General features: G+C 58.5%; 21 protein-coding genes. 18 read left to right on the top strand and 3 right to left on the bottom strand.

Going from position 1 to position 23,207, the window contains the following annotated elements; genetic code table 11:
- The 5 genes from ACN0TA_RS08360 to ACN0TA_RS08340 all read left to right on the top strand — a co-directional run bounded on the left by ACN0TA_RS08360 (position 1) and on the right by ACN0TA_RS08340 (position 7,582).
- Complete coding sequence (locus ACN0TA_RS08360) at positions 1-651, top strand: protein-L-isoaspartate O-methyltransferase family protein (RefSeq protein WP_417581677.1); 651 nt, start codon at positions 1-3, stop codon at positions 649-651.
- A 148-nt stretch (positions 652-799) separates the two neighbouring features.
- Positions 800-2,146 (top strand): TolC family outer membrane protein, encoded by a 1,347-nt coding sequence (locus tag ACN0TA_RS08355; protein WP_417581675.1) that lies wholly within the window; start codon positions 800-802, stop codon positions 2,144-2,146.
- A 202-nt stretch (positions 2,147-2,348) separates the two neighbouring features.
- A complete protein-coding gene (locus ACN0TA_RS08350) occupies positions 2,349-3,110 on the top strand; it encodes a DUF2497 domain-containing protein (RefSeq protein ID WP_417581673.1) in 762 nt (253 codons plus the stop codon).
- A gap of 266 nt (positions 3,111-3,376) precedes the next feature.
- Positions 3,377-6,193 (top strand): valine--tRNA ligase, encoded by a 2,817-nt coding sequence (locus ACN0TA_RS08345; RefSeq protein ID WP_417581671.1) that lies wholly within the window; start codon positions 3,377-3,379, stop codon positions 6,191-6,193.
- 579 nt (positions 6,194-6,772) lie between these two features.
- The gene (locus ACN0TA_RS08340) at positions 6,773-7,582 is read left to right on the top strand and encodes a tetratricopeptide repeat protein (RefSeq protein WP_417581669.1); all 810 of its coding nucleotides are present in this window, start codon (positions 6,773-6,775) and stop codon (positions 7,580-7,582) included.
- Here the strand turns inward: ACN0TA_RS08340 and xth are convergent.
- From xth to ACN0TA_RS08325, 3 genes are all read right to left on the bottom strand, one after another.
- Positions 7,579-8,385, bottom strand: coding sequence for an exodeoxyribonuclease III (xth, locus tag ACN0TA_RS08335; RefSeq protein WP_417581667.1), 807 nt, complete (start codon positions 8,383-8,385; stop codon positions 7,579-7,581). The genes ACN0TA_RS08340 and xth overlap by 4 nt on opposite strands.
- Positions 8,386-8,405: 20 nt before the next feature.
- Complete coding sequence (locus ACN0TA_RS08330) at positions 8,406-9,017, bottom strand: LysE family translocator (RefSeq protein ID WP_417581665.1); 612 nt, start codon at positions 9,015-9,017, stop codon at positions 8,406-8,408.
- A gap of 77 nt (positions 9,018-9,094) precedes the next feature.
- Positions 9,095-9,445, bottom strand: coding sequence for a HesB/IscA family protein (locus ACN0TA_RS08325; RefSeq protein WP_417581663.1), 351 nt, complete (start codon positions 9,443-9,445; stop codon positions 9,095-9,097).
- A gap of 84 nt (positions 9,446-9,529) precedes the next feature.
- Here ACN0TA_RS08325 and ACN0TA_RS08320 point away from each other — a divergent pair, with 84 nt between their 5' ends.
- The 13 genes from ACN0TA_RS08320 (at position 9,530) to ACN0TA_RS08260 (ending at position 23,137) form a co-directional block, all read left to right on the top strand.
- Positions 9,530-10,702, top strand: a complete 1,173-nt coding sequence (locus ACN0TA_RS08320; protein ID WP_417582104.1) for a deoxyguanosinetriphosphate triphosphohydrolase — start codon at positions 9,530-9,532, stop codon at positions 10,700-10,702.
- Positions 10,703-10,878: 176 nt separating this feature from the next.
- Positions 10,879-12,630 carry an arginine--tRNA ligase gene (gene argS / locus ACN0TA_RS08315; protein ID WP_417581661.1) on the top strand — a complete coding sequence of 584 codons (1,752 nt, stop codon included), beginning with the start codon at positions 10,879-10,881 and terminating at the stop codon, positions 12,628-12,630.
- An 85-nt stretch (positions 12,631-12,715) separates the two neighbouring features.
- Positions 12,716-14,755 carry an SPOR domain-containing protein gene (locus ACN0TA_RS08310; RefSeq protein ID WP_417581659.1) on the top strand — a complete coding sequence of 680 codons (2,040 nt, stop codon included), beginning with the start codon at positions 12,716-12,718 and terminating at the stop codon, positions 14,753-14,755.
- A gap of 81 nt (positions 14,756-14,836) precedes the next feature.
- Positions 14,837-15,631: a segregation and condensation protein A gene (locus ACN0TA_RS08305; RefSeq protein WP_417581657.1), complete on the top strand. Its 795-nt coding sequence runs from the start codon at positions 14,837-14,839 to the stop codon at positions 15,629-15,631.
- Positions 15,628-16,287: an SMC-Scp complex subunit ScpB gene (gene scpB, locus ACN0TA_RS08300; RefSeq protein WP_417581655.1), complete on the top strand. Its 660-nt coding sequence runs from the start codon at positions 15,628-15,630 to the stop codon at positions 16,285-16,287. The genes ACN0TA_RS08305 and scpB overlap by 4 nt, the downstream gene beginning before the upstream one ends.
- A 141-nt stretch (positions 16,288-16,428) precedes the next feature.
- Positions 16,429-16,668 carry a twin-arginine translocase TatA/TatE family subunit gene (tatA, locus tag ACN0TA_RS08295; protein WP_417581653.1) on the top strand — a complete coding sequence of 80 codons (240 nt, stop codon included), beginning with the start codon at positions 16,429-16,431 and terminating at the stop codon, positions 16,666-16,668.
- Positions 16,669-16,710: 42 nt separating this feature from the next.
- A complete protein-coding gene (tatB, locus tag ACN0TA_RS08290; protein ID WP_417581651.1) occupies positions 16,711-17,454 on the top strand; it encodes a Sec-independent protein translocase protein TatB in 744 nt (247 codons plus the stop codon).
- Entirely contained in the window at positions 17,451-18,281 is an 831-nt protein-coding gene (gene tatC, locus ACN0TA_RS08285) for a twin-arginine translocase subunit TatC (protein WP_417581649.1), read from the top strand. Before tatB ends, tatC begins: the two co-directional genes overlap by 4 nt.
- Before the next feature lie 26 nt (positions 18,282-18,307).
- Positions 18,308-18,889, top strand: coding sequence for a uridine kinase family protein (locus ACN0TA_RS08280; RefSeq protein ID WP_417581647.1), 582 nt, complete (start codon positions 18,308-18,310; stop codon positions 18,887-18,889).
- A gap of 119 nt (positions 18,890-19,008) precedes the next feature.
- Positions 19,009-20,313, top strand: a complete 1,305-nt coding sequence (gene serS / locus ACN0TA_RS08275; RefSeq protein ID WP_417581645.1) for a serine--tRNA ligase — start codon at positions 19,009-19,011, stop codon at positions 20,311-20,313.
- The gene (gene surE / locus ACN0TA_RS08270; protein WP_417581643.1) at positions 20,310-21,101 is read left to right on the top strand and encodes a 5'/3'-nucleotidase SurE; all 792 of its coding nucleotides are present in this window, start codon (positions 20,310-20,312) and stop codon (positions 21,099-21,101) included. Before serS ends, surE begins: the two co-directional genes overlap by 4 nt.
- Positions 21,102-21,245: 144 nt before the next feature.
- A complete protein-coding gene (locus ACN0TA_RS08265) occupies positions 21,246-21,890 on the top strand; it encodes a protein-L-isoaspartate(D-aspartate) O-methyltransferase (protein ID WP_417581641.1) in 645 nt (214 codons plus the stop codon).
- A gap of 92 nt (positions 21,891-21,982) precedes the next feature.
- Positions 21,983-23,137 (top strand): peptidoglycan DD-metalloendopeptidase family protein, encoded by a 1,155-nt coding sequence (locus ACN0TA_RS08260; protein WP_417581639.1) that lies wholly within the window; start codon positions 21,983-21,985, stop codon positions 23,135-23,137.
- The last annotated feature ends 70 nt before the right edge of the window (positions 23,138-23,207 follow it).

The raw sequence follows: 23,207 nt of genomic DNA, 5'->3' as shown, positions 1-23,207 counted from the left end.
ATGGATTTTTCGCGCGCGCGCCGGACGATGGTCGACAACCAGTTGCGAACGAGCGGGATTACCGATTGGCGTATTCTGGACGCGATGAACCGTATTCCACGTGAACGTTTCGTGCCCGATACGCATGCGGGGTTTGCCTATAGCGACGAACCGATTGCGCTTTCGCCTACCAGGACGATGGCATCGCCCGCAGATTTTGCACGGCTGGTGCAGCTCGCTGAAGTGTCCAGCCAGGATGTCGTTCTCGATGTAGCATGCGGCACCGGCTATTCGGCCGCTGTGCTGTCGTTGTTGGCCAACGCCGTTGTGGCCCTGGAAAGCGACGAGGTTCTGGCGGGGCGCGCCAACGACATTCTCTCCGATCTCGATATCGGCAACGCGGCCGCAGTGGCCGGTCCGATCGAGAATGGAGTGGCCAAGGAAGCGCCTTTCGATGTCATAATTGTTGAGGGGGCGGTGGATATGGTGCCTCAGGCCTTCCTGGCTCAACTGCGTGACGGCGGACGACTGGTTGCGGTTATCGGCTCGGGTAACGCCGCAGTGGCCAACCTTTTCATCAAGACGGGCAATGATGTGGCGCCGCAGCCGAGTTTTAATGCGAGCATTCCGGTTTTGGGGCGATTCGCGCCTGCGCCGGATTTTGTTTTCTGAGGCAGTTTAAGGTCCAATGCGCCGCCCGGTGTTACCGACACGCAACGGCATTAATGCTACATGCATCAAATTTAGGGTAATCTCTCCGTTTGGCGTTGAACGGATGGCTGCGCGCCCGTAGTTTGAGGCAGCGCTGGAGGCGCAGGCGATGAAATTTAATCAAGTATTGAGTGTGAGCGTCATTGCACTGATGAGCATGGTCTCTGGTGCACAGGCGGAAAGCCTGACGTCTGCTATGGCCTACGCGTACGAGAACAATCCTGACATCGCCAGTTCATTCCTATCCGTACGTGCGGCCCGTCAGGGAATCATTGCCGCTGAAGGCGCGGCGCTGCCAACGATTGGCGCTGAAGCGAGCATTGGCAATACCTGGTCAAACATTCCCTCGCGGGGTGGTCCCAGCGATACCGTCGGGCTTAGCTATTCGCAGACACTTTTTGACAACCATGCGACCAGCGCCGCGATCAGCGGTGCCGAGGCGCAATATGACGCTGCAGTGTATGGTGCCAAGAATGCCGAGCAGAACGTTCTGCTATCGGTCATTCAGGCATATGTAAACGTCGTGACCAACCGGCGGATCGTACAGATTCGCGAGGAGAGCGTCGGGTTCGTTCGGGCGCAAGTTGGATCGGCACGCGATAGACTCGAACTGGGCGAGGGCACGCAGCTCGAAGTTTCGCAGGCCGAAGCGAGCCTTGCGCAATCGACTGCATCATATCAGGGCGCTATCAACAATTTGCGCATCAGCGAGGCCAATTACCAGCGATGGGTTGGACGCGCGCCCGGAAGCCTGTCTGGCGGCTACAATTTTTCATCCTTATTGCCGAGTTCGCTCGATGCAGCGCTGGGGCGCGCCAATAGCGGACATCCCGCACTTCTGGCATCGGCCGCCCAGTTGCGCGCCGCGCAGTTTGGCTATGAGGAAACGCTTGCCAGCTTCGGCCCCAATCTCTCGATCAATGGCCAGGTTGGTGCAGGGGGGTGGACCGGCGGCACTGTGGCGACAGAAGCGAGCGTGAGCCTGCGGTTGAGCGTGCCGATCTTTGTTCCCAGCCGAACGCCTTCGGTTGAACAGGCCAATATCGGCCAGATCCAAAGCCAGCTTGAAGGGTTCGCAACTCGCGATCAGATCGTTGAGGCTGTTCGTCAGGGCTGGGCGGGCGTTCAGGCCGCCACTGCGCAGATCGAAGCTGCGACCGCGGCTGTTGCGGCCAGCCGCCTGGCTTTGCAGGCGACAGTCGATCAAAACGAGCTTGGTCAGGCGACCACTCTCGATGTTCTCGATGCGCGGTCCTCAGTTGCCTCCGTCGAAGAAACGCTGATTTCGGCGCAGTCGCAAAGGACAATCGCCGCCTATTCGCTGATTGCGGCGATGGGTACGCTCAGCGCCCAGCATTTGGGGCTGCCCGTGCAGCAACGCAATGTCGAGGGCACCGTTATAGTCCCGGCAGTAGCACCCGCAGCGCCAGCCGATGCGTGGGGTAACCTACGCTAGAATACAAATACCGCTGCTTTTCCGTGGATTACGCCCCCTCGCCGGGGCGTTTCTCTTTTCTGGCGCCAAGCTCTCACGTTAAGGTGTTGTAAAGCGAATCAGCGCCTGCGCGCCATTTTCGCTGCCAGTACTGAGTACCGGCCAAGGCGGCCAGAACGAAATCGGGGCAGATATGAACCAGCCGGCATCAAAAGAACCGACAATGGACGAAATCCTCTCGTCGATACGGCAGATTATCGCCGACGATGACGAGGCAGCAGCCCAGAAGATGCCGGTAGCCAAGGCTAGTGCTCTCAAGCCCGTGCCGGCTCCCGAGCCTGTTGCCGCGATGCCGTCGGCTGCCGAGATCGACCCTTTCAGCGACGATGATGACGATACGGTGGCCCCGCTGGCACTTTCGCCCGAACAGATCGTGGAAACCGCTACGGCAGAGCCCGATGAGTTTGAGCCGGAAGCGCAGGAAAAGGAAATGCCGTCAGCGGCGAGCCTTGATATCGCCGCGGAACTGGCTGCAGAGCTTGTAGTGCCAGACGATGTGGCATTCCAGCTCGACAAAGACGAAGAGCCAGCACCTCGGCCTTCGCCACAGATGCAGGCGAAGCCAGCACCAGCGCCAGCGCCGGAGCCGGAGCCGGAAGAAGAGCCTGCCCCTGAACAGCAGCAGAGTGCCCGGCCGTCGGGTAATTTTTCTCAAGCCGCGCCGATGCCCGATCCAGATTTGAGCAGCGATCTCGCCGACGAATTGCTGGAGCCGGCGACATCCGCCGCAGTCCGCTCGGCATTTGCTAAGCTTGGCGCGCCCAAGGCCGCGCATGACATGGCGGTTGGCGCGAGCGGCCTCACAATTGAGGCGATGATACGCGAAATGCTACGTCCCATGCTCAAGGACTGGCTCGAGGAAAACTTGCCTTCGATGGTTGAGCGACTTATCGCGCAGGAGATCGAGCGCGCATCGCGCGGTTGACTTCGCCGTCCGGCTTGGCTTTACACGTAGAAACACACTTTCAAGACCCGTCCCATCATAGGGGCGGGTCGTCGTTCTTGATTGTGTGGCCAGTTAGGTGATGGTGAGGCGCGTGATCGTCGGAGCCGGTCTCTGCTGAATTTCATTTCGGATCACCCTGATCTAACTGGTCATACAACCAAGAGAAATCTCGTTTTTGTTTTATCGCGCGTCCAGACAAAGTGTCGGCCACTTTATCTGGACGCGCTCTAGGGATACCGGCACAGATGATCGAAAAGACCTATGAACCGCGCTCGGTCGAAGGGCGTATCTACGGCTCCTGGGAAGAGGCTGGCGCCTTCAGGGCCGGCGCTGGCAGCAAGCCGGGTGCCGAGAGCTATTCGGTCGTCATTCCGCCGCCAAACGTGACGGGTTCGTTGCATATCGGGCACGCGCTCAACAACACCATCCAGGATGTTCTTGTGCGCTTCGAGCGCATGCGTGGCAAAAACGTGCTTTGGCAACCAGGCACCGACCATGCGGGCATCGCGACCCAGATGGTTGTCGAGCGCCGGATGATGGAGCGCCAGGAGCCAACTCGCCGCGAAATCGGGCGTGAAGCTTTTCTTGGAAAGGTTTGGGAATGGAAGGCCGAAAGTGGCGGGACGATTCTCAATCAGCTCAAGCGGTTGGGGGCGTCGTGCGATTGGTCGCGCGAGCGCTTCACCATGGACGAGGGGCTTTCAGAGGCCGTGCGCAAGGTCTTTGTGGAACTGTACCGCAAGGATCTGATCTATCGTGCGAAGCGGCTGGTTAACTGGGATCCGCAGTTCGAGACTGCCATTTCCGATCTCGAAGTCGAGAACACCGAAGTCAACGGCCATATGTGGCATTTCAAATACCCGCTGGCCGGTGGCGAGACCTATACGTACGTCGAAAAGGACGCCGATGGAAATGTGGTGCTGGAAGAAGAGCGCGACTACATTTCGATAGCGACCACCCGGCCCGAGACGATGTTGGGCGATGGCGCCGTTGCCGTGCATCCCGACGACGAGCGCTATGCACCCATCGTCGGCAAGATGTGCGAGATACCGGTGGGTCCAAAAGAACACCGGCGTCTCATCCCGATCATTACCGATGAGTACCCCGATCCCGAGTTCGGTTCCGGCGCGGTCAAGATCACTGGCGCGCATGATTTCAACGATTATGAAGTTGCCCGGCGCAACGCCATTCCAATGTATGCGCTGCTCGACGAGAAGGCAGCAATGCGGGCCGACGGTGCGCCTTATGAGCAGCAAGCCTTGCTGGCCGGCAAGATCGCACGCGGCGAAATGGACTTCGACGATGCCGTGACCACTGCCATCAATATCGTTCCCGATGAATATCGGGGCCTGGATCGGTTCGAGGCGCGCAAGAAGATCGTTGCCGACATCGATGCCGGAGGACTGATGGTGCTGGTCGAGGACAAGAAGATCATGCAGCCATTCGGCGATCGCTCGAAGGTTGTGATCGAGCCTTTTCTGACCGACCAGTGGTTCGTGAACGCCGAAGTGCTCGCACAGCCGGCGATCGCCTCCGTGCGCGAGGGGCGCACCAAGTTCGTGCCAAAGAGTTGGGAAAACACCTATTTCTCATGGATGGACAACATCCAGCCCTGGTGCATTTCGCGCCAATTGTGGTGGGGACATCAAATCCCGGCCTGGTATGGTCCTGATGGACAGGTGTTTGTCGATTATGACGAAGCGGGCGCCGCAAAGGCCGCCGAGGCTCATTATGGCGAGCCGGTTGAGCTGACGCGCGACGAAGACGTGCTGGACACCTGGTTCTCCTCGGGCCTGTGGCCTTTCTCGACTATGGGTTGGCCGCAGCAGACAAAAGAGCTTGAAAGCTACTACCCCACAGCGACGCTGGTGACCGGATTCGATATCATTTTCTTCTGGGTTGCCAGGATGATGATGCTGGGTCTTGAATTTACGGGTGAAGAGCCTTTCGAGACCATCTACGTGCATGCGCTGGTCCGCGATGAGAAGGGCCAGAAGATGTCGAAGTCGAAAGGCAACGTCATCGATCCGCTTGAGCTTGTCGATGCCTATGGGGCCGACGCCACGCGGTTCACCCTGGCCGCGATGGCGGCGCAGGGACGCGATATCAAGCTGGCTATGAGCCGGGTCGAGGGTTACCGCAACTTCGTCACCAAGCTCTGGAACGCGGCGCGGTTTCTCGAAATGAACGAGTGCGCACGGATTGAGGGGTTCGATCCAACGACATTGTCGGCCCCGCTCAACCAGTGGATCGCCGGCGCCACGGCGCGGGCCGTGGCCAATGTCGAAAAGGCAATCATAGAGTACAAGTTCAACGAGGCGGCCAATCATGCCTACGACTTTGTGTGGGGCACTTTCTGCGACTGGTTCGTGGAACTGGCAAAGCCCACATTCTCGGGCGCCGATGAAGTGGCGAAGGCCGAGACGCGGGCCGCGGCGGCCTGGGCGCTCGACCAGATCCTGAAAATGCTGCATCCGTTCATGCCGTTTGTGACCGAAGAGCTTTGGGCGGAAACCGGCAAGAGCGGTCCGAAGCGCGAGGGGTATCTTATGCTGGCCGACTGGCCGGTGCTCGACGCGATTTCCTATCCGCAGGCGGGCGCCGAACTGGGCTGGCTGATTGAGGTGATTTCGGCCATTCGCTCGGTGCGGACAGAAATGAACGTTCCCGCCGGGGCCAAGGTGCCGCTGGTCGTTGTGGGCGCAAGCGCCGAGACGTCGGCACGGATGGCGGCGCATCGCGCAGCCATCGAGCGGTTGGCGCGTGTGTCGACTATAGATGCCGTTGAAGTCATTCCTCCCAGTACCGCTCAGTTCGTCGTGGGCGAGGCAAGCTGGGGGCTGCCTCTTGCCGATCTCATCGACATCGCCGCCGAGCGCCAACGGCTATCCAAGGACGTCAAGAAACTTGAAGGTGAGATTGGTGGGCTTGAGAAAAAGCTCGGCAATGAGCAGTTTCTGGCCAAGGCACCCGAGGACGTTGTCGAGGAGCAGAAAGAGCGCCTTGTCGAAGCCAAGGCGCGGCGCGACAAGCTGCACCAGGCATTAGCCTCGCTGGGATGACCTAAGCGGCCCATCTTTGTGATAATTTTGCTACACTCTCGACAGACTCGTGATCGCGCCATGCGCGGTCACGTTTTGCTAAGGGCCCATGCCACAATCTTACCCTAAACCAGCCGGAGAACGGTTGGCGGTGGGCGGAGATAGGATCGTGGTGCGCGCTTTGGCGCATCGGGCTGCATGCCTGCCGACCGGAGCCCAAGACGCGACACTGTCGCGTGTTTGGGCAGGAGCAGGACAGAAATGGCAAAAGGCAAGGCCCACAGGGGGGACAACATCGGCCATCTGGCAAGCGCGTGCGCTGATATTTTGGTGACGGGCGTTTGCTCTAATGCCGACACAATGAGCCGTTATCGTAGGTTCAATCAAACATATGAACCGCTATTGAAGGTTCAGCCATTTGCTCGTGTGGCGGCGTGTTTCGCCGCGCGGAATGTGAAGGCACAAACAACAAAAAACTACAGGGTGGCGGCGGACACACGATCTGCCGTCGATAATGATACGGTAGATTTTCCCCGTCCGGCAGTGGGCACGCACATAAGAGTGCGAGCGCTGCGCGCGGGGGGCGTGAGAAGGTGTGTTATGCCTAAAGTCAGGAGTACCGCGTTCGCTCTGGCTGCGACCTGTTCGGCCGTACTGTCCTTCGGGTTAGTGGCGCCAGTCTATGCCCAAAGTGCGCTTGATGCCGCCCAGGAGCTGGCGCAGATGCTTGACGGTGTAACGGCGACTGAGTTGAGCGGCGACAATCTCGTCTCTGCCCTTGAGGGTGCTGCAGACGCCGGCCAGCCAATCGCGCTTTGGCAGCTTGGCACCATGTATGAAACTGGGGCAGGGGTTCAAAAGGACCCGGCAAAGGCCTTTCAATATTTTTCCCGCATTGCCAATGAAAATGCCGACGCACCGCCAAGCTCGCTCGATGCGGATATCGTTGCGCAGTCCTTCGTCAAGATCGGTGATTACTATCTGCATGGGGTTCCCGATGCGGGCATTCCCGAGGATGCATCGCGGGGACATACGCTCCTAATGCATGCGGCAACTTATTTTGGTGATGCGGATGCGCAGTTCAAGGTCGGCATGTTGTATCTCGATCCTGACGGATTTGGCGTGAACCCATTGCAGGGCGCGCGCTGGCTGTCGCTGGCCGCCCGCAAGGGACATTCGGGGGCGCAGGCACGGTTGGGCGAAATGCTCGTTGTGGGAAATGGCATCGAAGCGCAGCCGGTCGAAGGGCTGATGTGGCTCAACATTGCTTACCGCTCGGCGCTTGGAACCAGCGATGAAGGCTGGATCCGGGAACTGACGGAGGGCGCCATGGCGCAGGTTGACCCTGCACAAGCCGAGGCGGCCGTACGCGCTGCCGATACGCTGGGAAGCCAGTTCGCCGACTTCTAGGCCGCTTTTACCGATAGGCCGGCAAGGGCGAAATCGCCCTCTACAGGAACGTGGTCCGATGGCTTTTCCCAACCCCGGGTGTCTTTGTGGACGGTAACGCCGGTGAGGCGGTCGGCTGCCTGGGGTGAAAGCAATAGGTGATCTATGCGAATACCTGCGTTGCGGCGCCAGGCGCCGGCTTGAAAATCCCAGAACGTGAATGCCTGATCGCCGGTCGTGGCGCGCAACGCATCGGTCAGCCCCAGATTGACCAGACGGCGCCATTTTTCCAGGCTCTCGGGCCGGAACAGGGCATCGCCCCACCACGCCGACGGATCATGGCAGTCATCGCCAGTTGGGATGAGATTGAAGTCGCCCATCAGGATGAACGGCTCTTCATAGCTCAAGCGCTGTTCGACGAAGTCGTGGAGACGGTCCATCCAGCCCAGCTTGTAAGGGAATTTTTCTGTATCGACAGGATTTCCGTTAGGCAGGTAGATATTGCAAACGCGCACGACACCGCCGTCTTCGGTTGAAAAAACGCCCTCGATAAGCCGAGATTGGGGATCGTCGTCATTGCCTGGCAGCCGGCGATGAACTTCGTCGAAGGGAAGTTTGGAGAGGAGGGCGACGCCGTTAAAGCTCTTTTGGCCGTGGGTTTCCACATTGTACCCACGTGATTCGAACTCGGCGCGGGGAAAGTTCTCATCAAGGCACTTTATTTCCTGCAGGCCGACGATGTCGGGCTTGGTTTCGTCAAGCCAGGTGAGGACGGCCGGGAGGCGCGCATTGATGCCGTTGATGTTCCAGGTCGCTATGCGCATCGTGCCGTCTCGTTTGTTGGTCAGTGATCTGAAAGTGCAAGGCGCAGGCCAAGCAGGCCAAATGTGCCGGCAAAGCTGCGCCTGATCCATTTGAGCACGTCGGGTCGAGAGATTACATAGTCTCGCGCCAAGGCGGCGCAGGCTCCATACCCGACGAATGTCACGAAGGTTATCGCCATGAACGCCGCAGCATGCAAGGCCAGTGTTGGGGTGGCATTGGGCGTGTCGAGCGCGACGAACTGAGGAAGGAAAGCAAGGAAAAACAGGCTTAATTTGGGATTGAGGATGTTGATGAGCCCGCCACTTGTGGCAATCTTTGTCATCGATGCTGGCGTGTTGTCAGCCTGGAGTCCCATTGCGCCGCCTGAACGTAGAATCGACCACGCCATATAAAGTAGATAGGCAACGCCAGCATATTTCAGAAGCTGGAAGGCCAATGCGCTGGCATGGAAGATGGCGGCCAGTCCCACGATAGACGCTAAAGCCGATGGTATGATGCCCATAGTGCAGCCGAACGCTGCGGCGACTGAGGCCTTGAACCCGCGGCCCAGCCCCACAGCAAGCGTATAAAGTACGCCCGAGCCGGGCAGCAGGCAGACAATCAATGCCGTGATCAGAAATTCAGTGCTCATAGTTTGCCCTCTGCACAATTCGCGTGCGCGGAGGTAAACACTATAGCGGTCTCAAAGCGACCCGGAAAATGCGGTGTTCAGACTGCAAAGCTTGTCCCACAACCGCAAGCGGCCACAGCATTGGGGTTCTTGATCTGGAAAGACTGCCCGATCAGGTCATCGACAAAATCGATTTCAGAGCCGCCCATAAATTCAAGGCTCATCGAATCGATGTAGACGGTGGCGCCATCGCGAGTGAGGATCAGGTCGTCGTCGGTGGGATCTTCCTTGACGATGTTGTATTCATATTGAAACCCGGAACACCCTCCGCCTGCTACGGCGATGCGCAGAACGGTTCCCGGCTCTTCTTTTGACAGAATGCGATTTATCCGCTTGGCGGCGCGCTCTGTCAAAACGACCTCGTTTGGTGATAGTTGAATATCGGTCATGGCGCTGCTGCGTTGTTTGAACTTTCGACCTCCAACATAAGATCGTAGAGCGACGATGAAAAGGGGCACGCCCACATGAGTGATATGCATGCGGTCTATGCCGAAGATCCAGCGCGGTCGCGGGGCCGTGTTCACAGGCCCTCGGCCAGTCCCACGCGAAATGAATTTCAGAGAGATCGTGACCGGATTATTCACTCCACAGCGTTCCGGCGCCTCCAGCATAAGACGCAGGTTTTTCTCCATCACGAGGGGCAGCATTTTCGCACGCGCCTGACCCACACCCTTGAGGTGAGCCAGATTGCGCGTTCGATCGCCCGAGCGCTGCGACTTAATGAGGACCTTGCCGAGGCTGTGGCGCTGTCGCACGATCTTGGGCATACGCCATTTGGGCATGCAGGAGAGCGCGTGCTTTCGGAGAAAATGTTCGAGCTCGGTGGATTCGATCACAATGTGCAGGCGTTGCGCGTGGTTGGCGTCCTCGAAAATCGCTATGCCGAACACGACGGGCTCAACCTCACCTGGGAAACCCTTGAGGGCATCTTAAAACACAACGGACCCGTTGTGGGCGGAGCATCCGAGCATGGCCAAGAGATTGAAGCCGTGCTCGCTGAAATTCCGGCAAGCGCTGATCTGTTGCCGGAAACGTATGCCTGCCTTGAGGCACAGGTGGCGGCGATTGCCGACGATATCGCCTATAACGCTCATGATATCGATGACGCGGTGCGGGCGGGACTTTTGGTCATTGGTGATCTGGCAGATGTGCCGTTGGTCGGGCCAATAGCCCGCGAAGTTATCGAAATGTGGCCGGGCCTTGAGCGCGGGCGACAGATCCATGAGGTTCAACGACGCCTGATTACGCGGACGATCGAAGCGGTAATCGCTGAGAGTGCTGAGCGTTTGATCGACGCCGGACCAAAAAATGCAGACGATGTTCGGCGTGCGGGACGGGCCTTGATCGGGTTTCCCAGTGAGATGGCCGTCGACGTGGCCAACCTCAAGGCGTTTCTGTTCGCCAAGGTTTATCGTGATTCACGGGTAATGGGGCCAGTGCGCGAAAGCGAAGCCGTCGTCGGCAAGCTCTTCGATGCCTATTTTTTCGAAGGGGATATGCCTGGCCGCTGGGGCCTTGCCTATAGCGCTGCGACGTCCGAGTCGGCCCGTGCGCGGATTGTTTGCGACTTTGTCGCCGGAATGACCGATCCATTTGCGCTTGATGAGCATGCCCGTTTGTTTGACGAAAGACCGGAATTCCGGTAACCCGCCCCGACATGCCGATATTGGCGTAATGGCGGGCTGAAAATCCCGGCTGTCCGCGCTCCTGGTGCTTGCGTATCGATGGGTGCGACGCCGGGCTCGTGAAGGCCAATGATGTAGTCCCTCCATCACGCCCATATTGACGTGTTGGCCTCAAGTTCCAATCATAGGTTCCTATCATGGATGTGTTTGCCCTCTTTGAAGGGCGCGTCACTGATGCGCTGATCGCAAGTTTTCCTGAACTGGCCGAGAATCGAGATTTGCTGGCCCGCGTCGTTGTGGAGCCACCTCGCGATGCCGCCCATGGAGACCTGTCGACCAACGCCGCCATGGTTGTTGCCAAGCCGCTGGGCAAAAATCCGCGGGAGATCGCCGCAGCGATCTCCGAGCGCTTTGCCGTCGATGAGGACGTCGCTTCGGTTGAAATCGCCGGCCCTGGCTTTATCAACTTCCGGCTTTACCAAAGTGTTTGGCACAAGGTTCTCGCTTCGATCGCAGAGCGCGGCGACTGGTTTGGGCGCGCCGATGTGGGGCAAGGTGAAAAGGTCAATGTCGAGTATGTCTCGGCCAATCCAACCGGCCCTATGCATGTCGGTCATACGCGTGGCGCCGTTTATGGCGATGCGTTGGCGTCACTGCTTGCCTATGCAGGTTATGATGTCTCCAAGGAATATTACATTAATGACGCCGGCTCTCAGGTGGATACGCTGGCCCGGTCAGCCTTTCTGCGCTATCGCGAGGCTTTGGGCGAGGCCATAGAAATTCCGTCCGGGTTCTATCCTGGTGACTATCTTGTGCCAGTGGGGAAGGCGCTCGTCGAAGAGTTCGGAAACAGCCTGCTCGACAAGCCCGAAGCTGCATGGCTGGCGCCGGTAAAGCAGCATGTGCTCGCTGCGATGCTCGAGCTGATCAAGGCTGACCTGAAAAAACTCAATATCGAGCACGACGTGTTCTTCTCCGAGAAGACGTTGCACGGGCCCGGTGGCGAGATCGAGAAAACACTTGCCTGGCTGCGTGAAGAAGATCTTGTCTATGAAGGTCGGCTCGAACCGCCGAAAGGTAAACTGCCCGACGATTGGGAAGACCGTGAACAGACGCTGTTCCGGGCAACTCAGTTCGGCGACGATGTGGATCGCGCGCTGATCAAATCGGATGGCAGCTACACATATTTTGCTGCCGATATCGCTTATCACCGCAACAAAGTACTTCGGGGGTTCACGACGCTTATCGACGTTCTGGGCGCCGACCATGCCGGGTATGCAACACGCATCGAGGCAGCAGTGAAGGCAGTTTCTGGTGGCAAGGCATCCGCAGACGTTAGATTTTGCCAGCTGGTCAAGCTGTTGCGGAATGGCGAGCCAGTAAAAATGAGCAAGCGTTCCGGTGACTTGGTGACACTTGCTGATGTGGTAGAAGAAGTGGGCGTAGATGCTACACGTTTCATGCTTCTGTTCCGCCGGAACGATGCAACGCTAGATTTCGACTTTGCCCTCGTCAAAGAGCAGAGCAAGGACAATCCGGTATTTTACGTTCAATACGCTCATGCCCGGACGTTTTCGGTGTTCCGCAACGCTGCACGCGATTTGCCTGGCCTCGACACTTCGGAAACTGCTTTGGCCGGCGCGGACCTTTCGCCACTGGCTAGCGCTGAAGAAATCGAGCTTATCCGGTTGCTCGGATCATGGCCGCGGCAGGTTGCAGCAGCGGCACGTGCGCACGAGCCGCATAGACTTGCGTTTTACTTGCACGACCTTGCTGCGCAGTTTCACGCCTTCTGGGGTAAAGGCAAGGAAGATCCCAGCTTACGCTTTGTTAACGATGAAGACCCGAAACTAACGCTGGCTCGACTCGCGCTTGTTGACGGCGTGCGCCGAGTTCTCGGTAGCGGCCTTGATCTTCTAGGCGTGAGTGCACCGCAAGAGCTTTCATAATTACGGCGCATTGCTGTGAACAGTTCTGTGGACATGCTCGCAATCAAGGGCAAGTTAAAGTTTAAGACTTTCGGGGCATTGCTCTATGAACGACACCAAGCGCAACCCGGCTGATGCGGGGCATGACTCCGATGACTTGATCGCGGAGCTGGCGCGGCTTGTGGCGCAGGATGCCCGCACAGCCGCCGCGCCAGCCAGCGCATATCGGCCTGAACCGCCGCAGTTTGCTCCAGAGCCGGAGCCGGTTCAGCATGACGCTGTCCAACAAGACGAGCCTCATGCTCGCGAGCCGAATTTCGGCGCAGCTCAAGACTACCAGCATCACGATGAATTGGTAGATGAGCGCGTTGAAGAAACTGCGCCGCATGCCGATCAAAGCGACGCGATGCCGATTTTCGATTTCGGATTTGGAACTGCGCATGAGGTGCAGGCAGAAGAAACTGTTTCGGATGATCCTATTGCCAATCTGATCGCGGATGCCGACGTCGAATCCTATGAGCGCGATACTGCGCAGGATCACGAATGGAGTGTTCCAAGCGACTCGCAGCCTGCGGCATCCGATTATGTGCCTTCATATGTCGAACATGATCATGCGAGCGCTGATTTTGCGCAATCCGAGCCTGTCGCGGCGCAGCAAGACCGTGATCCGCTCGGAGAGATCGAGGCACTTATTGGAGAGGCTGCACGGGCCAATTCCGGTGATACGGGATTGCCAGGTGGCCGGCGCGTGAAGTCTAGTTTTCTAGATGACTTTGAAACCGATGCCGCAGTGGATGCAGCAGAATCGGCCATTCTGGCCGCTGCCGCTGCAACTGGCGCTTCCGTGCATAGAGTCGAACCTGCGCAAGATGCTGACGATTGGTTGGTGGCCCCCGCACCACAGCAGATCGATAAGCGGCCAGAGCCCGAATTTGCCGAGCAGCATCGTCCGGAGCAGTTTATCCCCGACCCGTTGTTCTCTGCGCCTGTGCCGCCACGGTCTGAGCCGGCAGGCGGTGATAGCGCGAGCGATTATGCGGATGAACAATACGCTCCAGACGGATATGCCGAAGAGGTAGGTGTCGAGGACGAGCCGATGGCCCGCCGCTCGCGCCGCCCATTGGGTGGCTTTGTCGTTCCCGTAGCCGCAGGTGCGGTTATCGTGGCGTTGATTGGTGGCATTTACTTCGCCTTCTTTTCCGGGCCAGGCGAACCGGGTGAAGCCCCGGTGCTGACTGCGGATACGCAGCCGCTCAAGGAGCCGGCACCGCCATCCCAGAATGACTCGACGGCGAGCGATTCCGTTGTGTTTAGCGAGATCGAAGGCAATAGCCGATCCCCCGAAGATGAAGCACTTGTGTCGCGGGATCAGACAAACGGTGCCAGTGGCGCGCAGGTTGCCGATGTGCTTGCCCCAGAAAATGGTGAAACGGCATTGGCCAATCGCCCTGTACGTACGGTTACCGTGCGACCTGACGGCACGATCGTGCAAGCTCCGGATAGTGTTGCAGGCTCCAATGTTCTTCCCGTTGAGCGTCCTGACGTTCCTGCTGTACCCAATAGCACTCTGACATCGGATCCGATCGGTGAAGCCATCGCGCAGGCCATTTCGGGTGGCGAACTCGCCGCAACGTCCAACGCGCCTGCTTCTGCCGCAGAGCCTATTGAAGCCGATGATGGGGCAGGTTTGACCGAAACGCCGAGCGAGAGTTCAGCGACGGGCACGGCAACTCCTGCGACCTTAGCGCCCACGCCGGTTGCTCGTCCGGCAGGGCTGACGGCACAAACGACTCCGACTGCCGCTGCGCCGATCACGCCGCTGGCAGCCGAAACTGTCGCGGCGGCAACGCCCGCGCCGGCAACACCCGCTCCAGAAACAACACAGGCGGCTGCCGGCACTGTGGGTGCCTGGGTTCAGCTGTCATCGCAACGCAGCGAGGCCGACGCGCAAGCTGACATTCCTTCGCTACAGTCGCGTTTTGGCACTTTGTTCAACGGCGCGACGCCAGAGGTGAGCCAAGTCGATCTGGGCGAACGCGGCATTTATTATCGCGTGCGGTTGCCTCAACCGACCTTTGCGCAAGCCAATTCGGTCTGCAGTGCCATTCAGGGGCAGGGTGGAGACTGTTTCGTGCTGAACAACTAGCCAAGAACGGCGCTGATGGCTTGACTGGTTTGAGGGGAGTGGCAATGCTGCTCCCCTCTTTTGCTTTGCCAGCGGCGGGATATGGCCGAGACTTCTGATCCCTGGTTCGATGCGGTTCCTGACCATGCACAGACTAACGCTGTGCTGCATGTCGACGTGCGCGGTTATGAGGGACCGATGGACCTTCTGCTCGATCTTGCGCGCAAGCAGAAGGTCGATCTGGCCGGGATTTCCGTTCTGGCACTCGCCGAACAATATCTGGCATTCATCGAGACTATCCGCCAGCAGCGGATCGAAGTTGCTGCCGATTATCTGGTGATGGCGGCGTGGCTGGCTTATCTCAAGAGCCGCTTGATGGTGCCTCAGCAAACCGATGACGACGAGCCGAGCGGTGAAGAAATGGCGGCGTTGCTTCAGTTTCGGTTGGCGCGGCTTGAAGCGATGCGTGATGCAGCAGGACGGCTGCTCAACCGGTCCAGGCTGGGCCGAGAGGTTTTTGCGCGCGGCATGCCAGAGCCGGTTTCGATTACGCGTCACGCGCTGTGGGAAGCCGATCTGTATCAATTGCTGCGGGCCTATGCGGCGCAGCGCGAACGCGGTATTCCCGCTGAATATTCGCCCCACCAGCGCACAGTGTGGGGCTTGCAGGAGGCACGGGAAATTCTGGAGCGACTTATCGGGCAGAGTTTTGAGTGGATTTCGCTCGATACCTATCTCGCCGAGTATCTGGCACGGCCCGAAGAGCGGGCTACAGCGATGGCGTCCAGCTTTACCGCTTCGCTTGAACTGGTGCGCCTGGGGCAGGTGGAATTGCGCCAACAGGAGGCGTTTGCGCCGTTGTTGATGCGCAGGCGGCAAGGAGAAACGCCGCAATGAGCACTGCAAGCGATGGTTTGGAACTGCGCGACCGCAATCTGCGCATTCTCGAGGCGTTGCTTTTTGCCTCGGAAGAGCCTGTGGATCTGAGGGAGGTGCAGCCATTCCTCTCGGACGGGGCGGATGTGGACGACCTGATCGATGCGTTGCAGGCGCGTTATGCGGGCAGGGGTATCAATCTTGTGCAGCGCGGCTCGAAATGGGCATTCCGGACTGCTGACGACCTCAATTTCTTGTTGCGGCGTGAAGAGACCGATACGCGGCCATTGTCGCGCGCGGCCCTCGAAACACTGGCGATTATTGCCTATCATCAACCCGTGACGCGGGCAGAAATCGAAGAGGTGCGCGGCGTTTCAATCTCCAAGGGCACCCTCGATGTTCTGATGGAAGCCGGATGGGTCCGCATGCGGGGGCGGCGCAGGACGCCGGGGCGACCCGTTACCTACGGCACGACTGAAGCGTTTCTCGATCATTTCGGGCTGGAGAGCCTTGGTGACCTGCCGGGCCTTGAGGAATTGAAAGGTGCCGGGCTGCTCTCGAGCCGCGTGCCCGCGAGCTTTAAAGTGCCGATGCCGTTTGACGGTGCGCTGGGTGAGGACGAGGACCCGCTCGAGCCCGATGATCTCGGGGATGCCGAAACCGAGAGCGAAGATTGAACGGATCAGCGGTGCTCAGAGACGATTATGCTCGAACAAGCGCACACTGCATCCTTGTTTTCGCCGCCAATAATCAATATCTCTGGCCCAGACACATCTGCCGTTTCGCGAAATGCCGAACCGGCGACTAGGAGGTACACAATGAATCCCGGACCCTGGGGACTTCTGATAATTGCAATTGTCGTGCTGCTGCTTTTCGGGCGCGGCAAGATTTCGGGCCTGATGGGCGAAGTTGCAGGCGGCATCAAGGCCTTCCGCAAGGGCATGGCCGAAGAAGATACGCCCGACGACAAGCCGACGGCCACTATCGATCAGAAGCCCGGCCAGGCTGAGCCTACGCTCAACCAGACCAAGGAAGCTGAAACCAGCAAAGACGCCTAAACGCGCCTTTTCTGTTTAGCTCCCAAACGAGGATAGATCAGCATGCTTGGGCTTGGCTGGAGCGAGATGCTCGTTATCGGCATCGTATTGCTTGTCGTCGTCGGCCCAAAAGACCTGCCGATGATGATGCGCAATGTCGGTCGCATGATGGGTACTGTGCGCCGTATGGGAAATGATTTCCGGAGAGAAATCGACAAGGCCATTGCAGCTGATGAGATTGCCGAGGCAAAGAAGGCAATCTCCGACCCGCTCAAACAGACCAGCGCTGAAATCAATCGCGAGTTCAACGCGATTCGAAACGGCAAGGTCGAGCCAAGCGGACGACTTCAGCCCTCCGAGCCTGGCAAGGAAAGTGTTGTCGACGAAATCCGTGCGCAGGCCGGCATGTCGCAATCCCGGCCAGAACCTTCTGCTGCGTCCGCTGCTCTGCGGGCAAAAGTCAGCGAATCCGTTGCCAAGCCAGCCAATGCCGCGACCAGTGCGGCGGAGCAAGCTGCCCCGCTTGCCGATACGCCAACTGCCAAACCTAAAGTAAAGGCGGCGCCGCGCAAAACTGCTGCATCCAAGACCTCGAGCAAGTCCAGCGCTGCGACAGCGGAAACTGGAGGAAAGGCAGCCGGCGCCAAACCGGCGACAAAACCTGCGGCCAAGAAAAGTGCTGGTGAGACGGCAGCGTTGAAAGCAAAAGCACCGGCCAAGGCTCGGGCAGCCACTGGCAAGACGGCAACCAAGAAAGCCGCGCCGACCCCGAAGTCGAGCGATGCGAAAACGGGTGGTGATCAATGACGCAGGCGCAGGAGAAAATCGCTGGCCCTGTGCCCAAGGACGACGAACTCAAGGCCAGCGAAGCGCCGTTGATTGAGCATCTGACAGAGCTGAGGACACGGTTGATCTATTCGATCATCGCGCTGGCCGTCCTGTTCATCCTCTGTTTTTTCGTGGCCGACCAGATTTACAACTTTCTGCTGGGGCCGTTTATCGCTGCTGCAGGCAGCCCCGAAGCCGTGCGCCTGATCTATACAGCGCCGCAGGAGTTCTTTTTCACCAAGCTCTCGGTTGCCCTGTTTTCGGCTATTTTCCTGGCGTTCCCAGTCATCGCTTCGCAGATCTATGCCTTTGTCGCGCCAGGACTTTACAAGAATGAGCGGCTGGCTTTCCTGCCCTATCTTGTTGCAACTCCTGTCTGTTTTTTGATCGGTGCTGCCCTCGTGTATTACGGGGTCATGCCGTTGGCACTGGGGTTCTTCCTCGGGATGCAGCAGACTGACCCTTCGGGCGTCTCGATCGAGATGGTGACGCGGGTTTCTGAGTATCTAAGCCTGATAATGACGTTGCTTCTGGCGTTTGGCGTGTGCTTTCAGTTGCCGGTGATTTTGACATTGCTGGCGCAGATTGGACTGATCGGTGTCGACAACCTCAAGAAGTGGCGCAAATACGCAGTTGTCGCGATCATTGTCATTGCTGCGTTTCTGACTCCGCCAGATCCTATTTCGCAGATCGGCTTGGCCGTTCCCTTGCTGCTTTTGTACGAACTTTCGGTCTTTGCAGTACGCATCGTCGAAAAGCGTCGGTTGAAACGTGAGGCTGAACTGGCCAAGGATTTGGAGAGCTAGGGGCGAGCTTTCGGAAAGAACTGGCCATGGCGCGTTTCTGGCACGATGAAGTCGAGCGGGTCGCGCGCCATATTAGGGCCATCAAAACTAGCGCGCCTCGACCGCTGGTCGCTGCAGTCGATGGACGAAGCGGGGTTGGAAAGTCGAGTTTTTCCAGAGAGCTCGGATCCAGCCACGATGCCGTTATCATTGATGGCGACGATTTTTTCGCAGGCGGCGTTTTTGTGCGTGACGACCCTGCGGCTGCTCTTGCGGAAACCTGTATCGACTGGCCAGCGCAAAGAGCAGTGATCGAAGCGCTGCTAACCGAGGGCCGTGCTCAATATTTTCCGTTCGATTGGGACCGATTCGATGGCTCGAAGAGTTCTGAGCTGCGGATTGTCGCGGCCAGGCCTCTCATCATCCTTGAAGGGGTCTATTCGGCGCGGCCGCAATTGCGTGACCATATCGACCTGGCCGTCCTGATCGAGGTGCCTCCAGAGCGGCGCATTGCTCAACTGCTCAAGAGGGAGGGCGAGATCGGGCCATGGGAGAAACAGTGGCATCGGGCCGAGGACTGGTATTTTGCCGCGCTAATGCCGCGCGAGGCATTCGATATCGTTATCTGATGATAGCCGCGTGCTGCGATTACAACGCATGAGGAAAAGTCAGCTTCAGGCGCTGCTTGAGTTTGGCGCAGCTGTCGGTTAGGCACTGGAGCGTATTTTCTTTCAGGCGGACCGACGACATGTTCGACATCAAGTGGATCAGTGCAAATCCTGAAGCGTTCGACGTCGCGCTCAAGTCGCGCGGGATGGAGCCGGTTTCCGCATCTCTTATCGCGCTCGACGAAAAGCGGCGTGCGGTCGTGGCCGAGCTCAATGCCATCCAGGAAAAACGAAATGCCGCGTCCAAACTGATTGGCCAAGCCAAGGCCCAGAAGGATGACGCGCGAGCCCAAGCATTGATGGCAGAGGTTTCTGGCCTCAAGGACAAACTCGGCGAACTCGATGCACGTGAGAAAACGCTTACCGAAGATATTCGTACTGCGCTTTCAGTGATCCCGAACTTGCCGGCAGAGGGGGTGCCTGAAGGTGCAGACGAAGCCGACAATGTTCCCTATTTCCGCGGGAACGAGTCCGAAGCGACGCGACCGGCAAAGCCGAATTTAAGTTTCGCCGCCAAAGAGCATTTCGAGCTTGGCGAAGCCATGGGCGGGATGGATTTCGAGACAGCCGCCAAGATCTCGGGCAGCCGGTTCGTTGTGCTCAAAGGGCAGCTTGCGCGACTCGAGCGTGCCATCGGGCAGTTCATGATCGACCTGCATGTGGATCAACATGGCTATACCGAAGTGCAGCCGCCTTATCTGGTGCGCGATGAAGCTCTATTTGGAACAAATCAGCTTCCGAAATTCGAGGAAGATCTTTTTTTCGTCCCGCATGGCGATACAAGGTTGGCGCTGATCCCGACGGCTGAAGTGCCACTGACCAATTTTGTTCGCGAGTCGATCTTGAGCGAGGAAGAACTGCCGTTGCGCTTTACGGCCCTGACGCCGTGTTTCCGTTCGGAAGCCGGGTCTGCGGGCAGGGATACGCGTGGCATGTTGCGTCAGCATCAATTCAACAAGGTCGAGATGGTTTCGGTTACCACGCCAGACAAATCGGCTGAAGAGCATGAGCGCATGCTGGCCTGCGCCGAAGAGGTGCTGAAGCGCCTGGGTATCCATTATCGCGTCATGCAGCTGAGCACGGGCGATATGGGGTTCGGGGCAAAACGCACCTATGACATCGAGGCGTGGCTGCCGGGGCAGGACACCTATCGCGAGATTTCGTCGGTTTCGGTGTGCGGTGATTTTCAGGCCCGGCGCATGGATGCGCGCTATCGCGACGCCAACGGCAAGCCGCAATTTGTCCATACGCTGAATGGATCAGGTGTTGCCGTGGGACGAGCGCTGATTGCTGTCATGGAAAATTACCAGAACGAAGACGGTTCGGTCAGTGTTCCAGATGTGCTGCGTCCGTATATGGGCGGCATCGAGAAGATCGGCGCATGAAGGTCAATCCCCGCATCCTTTTGACCAATGACGATGGTGTGGACGCGCCCGGGCTTGCCGTTTTGCTCGACATTGCCCGCGCGCTTTCAGATGACGTGTGGGTCGTTGCGCCTACAAACAACCAGAGCGGCACCGGGCACCGGATGACGTTTGGCTACGAGATTGAGATCGAGGAGCGCGGCGAGCGCATATATGCGCTCGATGGTACGCCTGCCGATTGCGTGGTTGCCGGAATTACCCATGTCCTCAAGGACCATCGCCCCGATATCGTTTTGTCGGGGGTCAATCGCGGGCAGAATCTCGGCGACATCATGCATTGTTCGGGTACAGCGGCGGGCGCGCGGGAAGGCGCATTGCACGGCGCTGTGGGTATCGCGTTGAGCCAAGCCATGGATTACAACCACGGCCGCGACGAAATCGATTGGGCGCCGTCAGCCGAACTCGGGGTGGAAACGGTGCGTTCGATCCTTGAAGTGGCCGGACAGCGCAATACCTATTTCAATGTCAACTTTCCGATCTGCGCGCCGAGCGACGTCACCGGCATTCGGTTGGTGCCGCACCAGCGCTTTGCACATTCGCCGTTCGAGCTTTATGAGAGTGACAATCCGGGCAAACATTTCGTGACCATCCTGAGTACGCCCAAGCCACTGGACGCGGACGCAGATTTCCATATCCTGCATGAAGACAAGGCGATCACGGTGACCCCGCTCATGTTGCAGCAGACCGATATGGAATTTGTCGAGCGCCACGACGGGCGATTGCCGTTCAGGTGGTCGAGGCCGCAATGAACCAAGCGGCTGCTGCAGATTGGTGTATGTCGTCCGGCTGGTTCGGATCCAGTGCGCCGCTCTGCTTTTCCGGGCCGTCAGCCGAATTTACGATCAAACTGAAAGGCTTCGCGCCGATCAGTTTGGGTAGAGCGGGGCATTAGCGTGACCGACTACTGGGAAGCGCGGGCCGGTCTGATCCTTAACCTGCGCCAGCTCGGTGTGACCGATCCAGAAATTTTACGGGCTTTTGAAACTGTGCCGCACGAGCGATTCGTGCCTGAAGAGTTTGGGGAATACGCTTATCGCGAATCGTCGCTGCCGCTCGAATGTGGACAATCGATCACTGCTCCAGGACTTCTCGCGCAATTGCTGGTGCCACTTGCCCCTCAAGGCACCAACAAGGTGCTGGAGGTGGGAACAGGGTCGGGTTATTCGGCGGCGCTGCTTTCCCGCATGGCGCGACGTGTGTTCTCTATCGAAAAGTACCGCGCCCTGGCGAGTAGCGCACAGGCGCGCTGGCAGGCCGAGCGCTATACCAACATCATAGGGTTGAACGAGGATGGGCTGCTGGGACTTGAGCAGCAAGCGCCTTTCGAGCGCATTCTTTTGACCGGATCGATCAGCGAAGTACCAGAAGACCTTATCGAGCAGCTTGCCGATGGCGGAATCGCCGTAATGGCGGTCGGCGCACCCACCGAACGGCAGGCTATCCTGCGGATCGAAAGGGCCGATGAGAGCTTCATCGAGACGGAAATGGGCACTGTGCGCCTTGCGCCGTTGAGCCCGGGACGGTCACGTAGTCTCTAAAAATTGCAGATAGCGATGCGCTTTAAGCTCGTCTTTACCTTAACAAGTCTACTCTAATTTCCATTGAGTAGACGAGTTGACAGGCATTTCCCATGACCTTGAGCGTAACAGGTTCCATTCTGCGCAGCACCGGCTCCGCACTTGCAATGAGTGTTGCAGCGCTTGTGTTGGCAGGGTGTTCTTCCATGGGGTCATTCGGAGGCGATCCTACGGTTACGGGATCAACCTCGCGTACGGGTGGTGCCGTGATGGGGCAGGCGATGCCGGCATATCTGCCGCCAGCCAACATTGGCGGCGGTGCTGGTAATATTGCCAATTCCGGTCCGGTCCTTATCGATCGGACGACCGCTTCGCCGGTCGGTACGCAGTCGGCTGTCGTCTCCCAGGATCTCCCCGCTTTGCAGTCGTCAGTAACGAGTACCCAAGCCATGCCTGCACAAACCGCCGCAATATCCCCGCCGTCCTCAACGCCTTCCCAGTCTGCGCCGTCTACAGCGCCGCAGCTTGGCGTGGTGCAGGGCGATACCTACAAACACACGATCGCATCGGGCGAGTCGCTCTATACGATCGCACGCCGCTACGATGTGAGCGCAACCGACGTTATCGCCGCCAACAATATCAGTTCGCCTGACAAAATTGTCGTTGGTCAGAGCCTGATCATTCCCGGGCGGCCGGATCTTCTTGCCCAGCGCGGGCAGGCACAGCAGGTTGCCGCTGTTTCGGGCAGCCAGACGCTGACGACGCCGTCGGGTACTCCGGCTACGCAGCCAGCCAATACGCAAGCGGCAGCCCCTGCAGCGCAGCCGGCGCCTGCGCCGACCACCCAGGTTGCTGCAGCGCCGACACAGCAGCCGACGCCAACTGCAACACCTTCTGTGACGAGCGACAAGTTCCGCTGGCCGCTTTCGGGGCGGGTCATTACTGATTTCGCCGCTTCGCGCGGAACTGGCATCAATATTGAAGCGCCTGAAGGTACATCGGTTCGCGCCGCTGAGAACGGTGAAGTGATCTATGTCGGCAACGCTGTCGAGGGCTATGGCAACCTCGTGCTGGTCAAGCATGCCAATGGCTTTGTTTCTGCCTATGCTCACCTCAACACGATTGGCGTGGTCAAAGGCGACGCGATCTCGCGCGGCGACGCAATCGGCACCGTAGGAATGACCGGGTCGGTCTCGCGGCCGCAGCTCCACTTCGAACTGCGCAAGGGCGCGACACCAGTCGACCCGATGCCGTTGCTGGCTGGCTAGTTCAGCGAAATGCCGTGCCGGGCGTTGCCCGGTGCGGAACCTGCTCCAGAAATGGAGGCAAGCTCCACGT

Source organism: Pelagibacterium sp. (assembly GCF_048264985.1).
GTDB lineage: Bacteria > Pseudomonadota > Alphaproteobacteria > Rhizobiales > Devosiaceae > Pelagibacterium.
The sequence above is the reverse complement of the archived record's forward strand: the minus strand, read 5'-3'. Positions and strand labels throughout refer to the sequence as shown.

Coding starts and splice junctions, on each gene's coding strand:
- ACN0TA_RS08260 (WP_417581639.1), top strand. CDS start 21,983: ATGACCTTGAGCGTAACAGGTTCCATTCTGCGCAGCACCGGCTCCGCA.
- surE (WP_417581643.1), top strand. CDS start 20,310: ATGAAGGTCAATCCCCGCATCCTTTTGACCAATGACGATGGTGTGGAC.
- tatC (WP_417581649.1), top strand. CDS start 17,451: ATGACGCAGGCGCAGGAGAAAATCGCTGGCCCTGTGCCCAAGGACGAC.
- ACN0TA_RS08360 (WP_417581677.1), top strand. CDS start 1: ATGGATTTTTCGCGCGCGCGCCGGACGATGGTCGACAACCAGTTGCGA.
- scpB (WP_417581655.1), top strand. CDS start 15,628: ATGAGCACTGCAAGCGATGGTTTGGAACTGCGCGACCGCAATCTGCGC.
- serS (WP_417581645.1), top strand. CDS start 19,009: ATGTTCGACATCAAGTGGATCAGTGCAAATCCTGAAGCGTTCGACGTC.
- ACN0TA_RS08320 (WP_417582104.1), top strand. CDS start 9,530: ATGCATGCGGTCTATGCCGAAGATCCAGCGCGGTCGCGGGGCCGTGTT.
- ACN0TA_RS08310 (WP_417581659.1), top strand. CDS start 12,716: ATGAACGACACCAAGCGCAACCCGGCTGATGCGGGGCATGACTCCGAT.
- ACN0TA_RS08340 (WP_417581669.1), top strand. CDS start 6,773: ATGCCTAAAGTCAGGAGTACCGCGTTCGCTCTGGCTGCGACCTGTTCG.
- argS (WP_417581661.1), top strand. CDS start 10,879: ATGGATGTGTTTGCCCTCTTTGAAGGGCGCGTCACTGATGCGCTGATC.
- ACN0TA_RS08280 (WP_417581647.1), top strand. CDS start 18,308: ATGGCGCGTTTCTGGCACGATGAAGTCGAGCGGGTCGCGCGCCATATT.
- ACN0TA_RS08330 (WP_417581665.1), bottom strand. CDS start 9,017: ATGAGCACTGAATTTCTGATCACGGCATTGATTGTCTGCCTGCTGCCC.
- tatA (WP_417581653.1), top strand. CDS start 16,429: ATGAATCCCGGACCCTGGGGACTTCTGATAATTGCAATTGTCGTGCTG.
- xth (WP_417581667.1), bottom strand. CDS start 8,385: ATGCGCATAGCGACCTGGAACATCAACGGCATCAATGCGCGCCTCCCG.
- ACN0TA_RS08350 (WP_417581673.1), top strand. CDS start 2,349: ATGGACGAAATCCTCTCGTCGATACGGCAGATTATCGCCGACGATGAC.
- ACN0TA_RS08355 (WP_417581675.1), top strand. CDS start 800: ATGAAATTTAATCAAGTATTGAGTGTGAGCGTCATTGCACTGATGAGC.
- tatB (WP_417581651.1), top strand. CDS start 16,711: ATGCTTGGGCTTGGCTGGAGCGAGATGCTCGTTATCGGCATCGTATTG.
- ACN0TA_RS08325 (WP_417581663.1), bottom strand. CDS start 9,445: ATGACCGATATTCAACTATCACCAAACGAGGTCGTTTTGACAGAGCGC.
- ACN0TA_RS08345 (WP_417581671.1), top strand. CDS start 3,377: ATGATCGAAAAGACCTATGAACCGCGCTCGGTCGAAGGGCGTATCTAC.
- ACN0TA_RS08305 (WP_417581657.1), top strand. CDS start 14,837: ATGGCCGAGACTTCTGATCCCTGGTTCGATGCGGTTCCTGACCATGCA.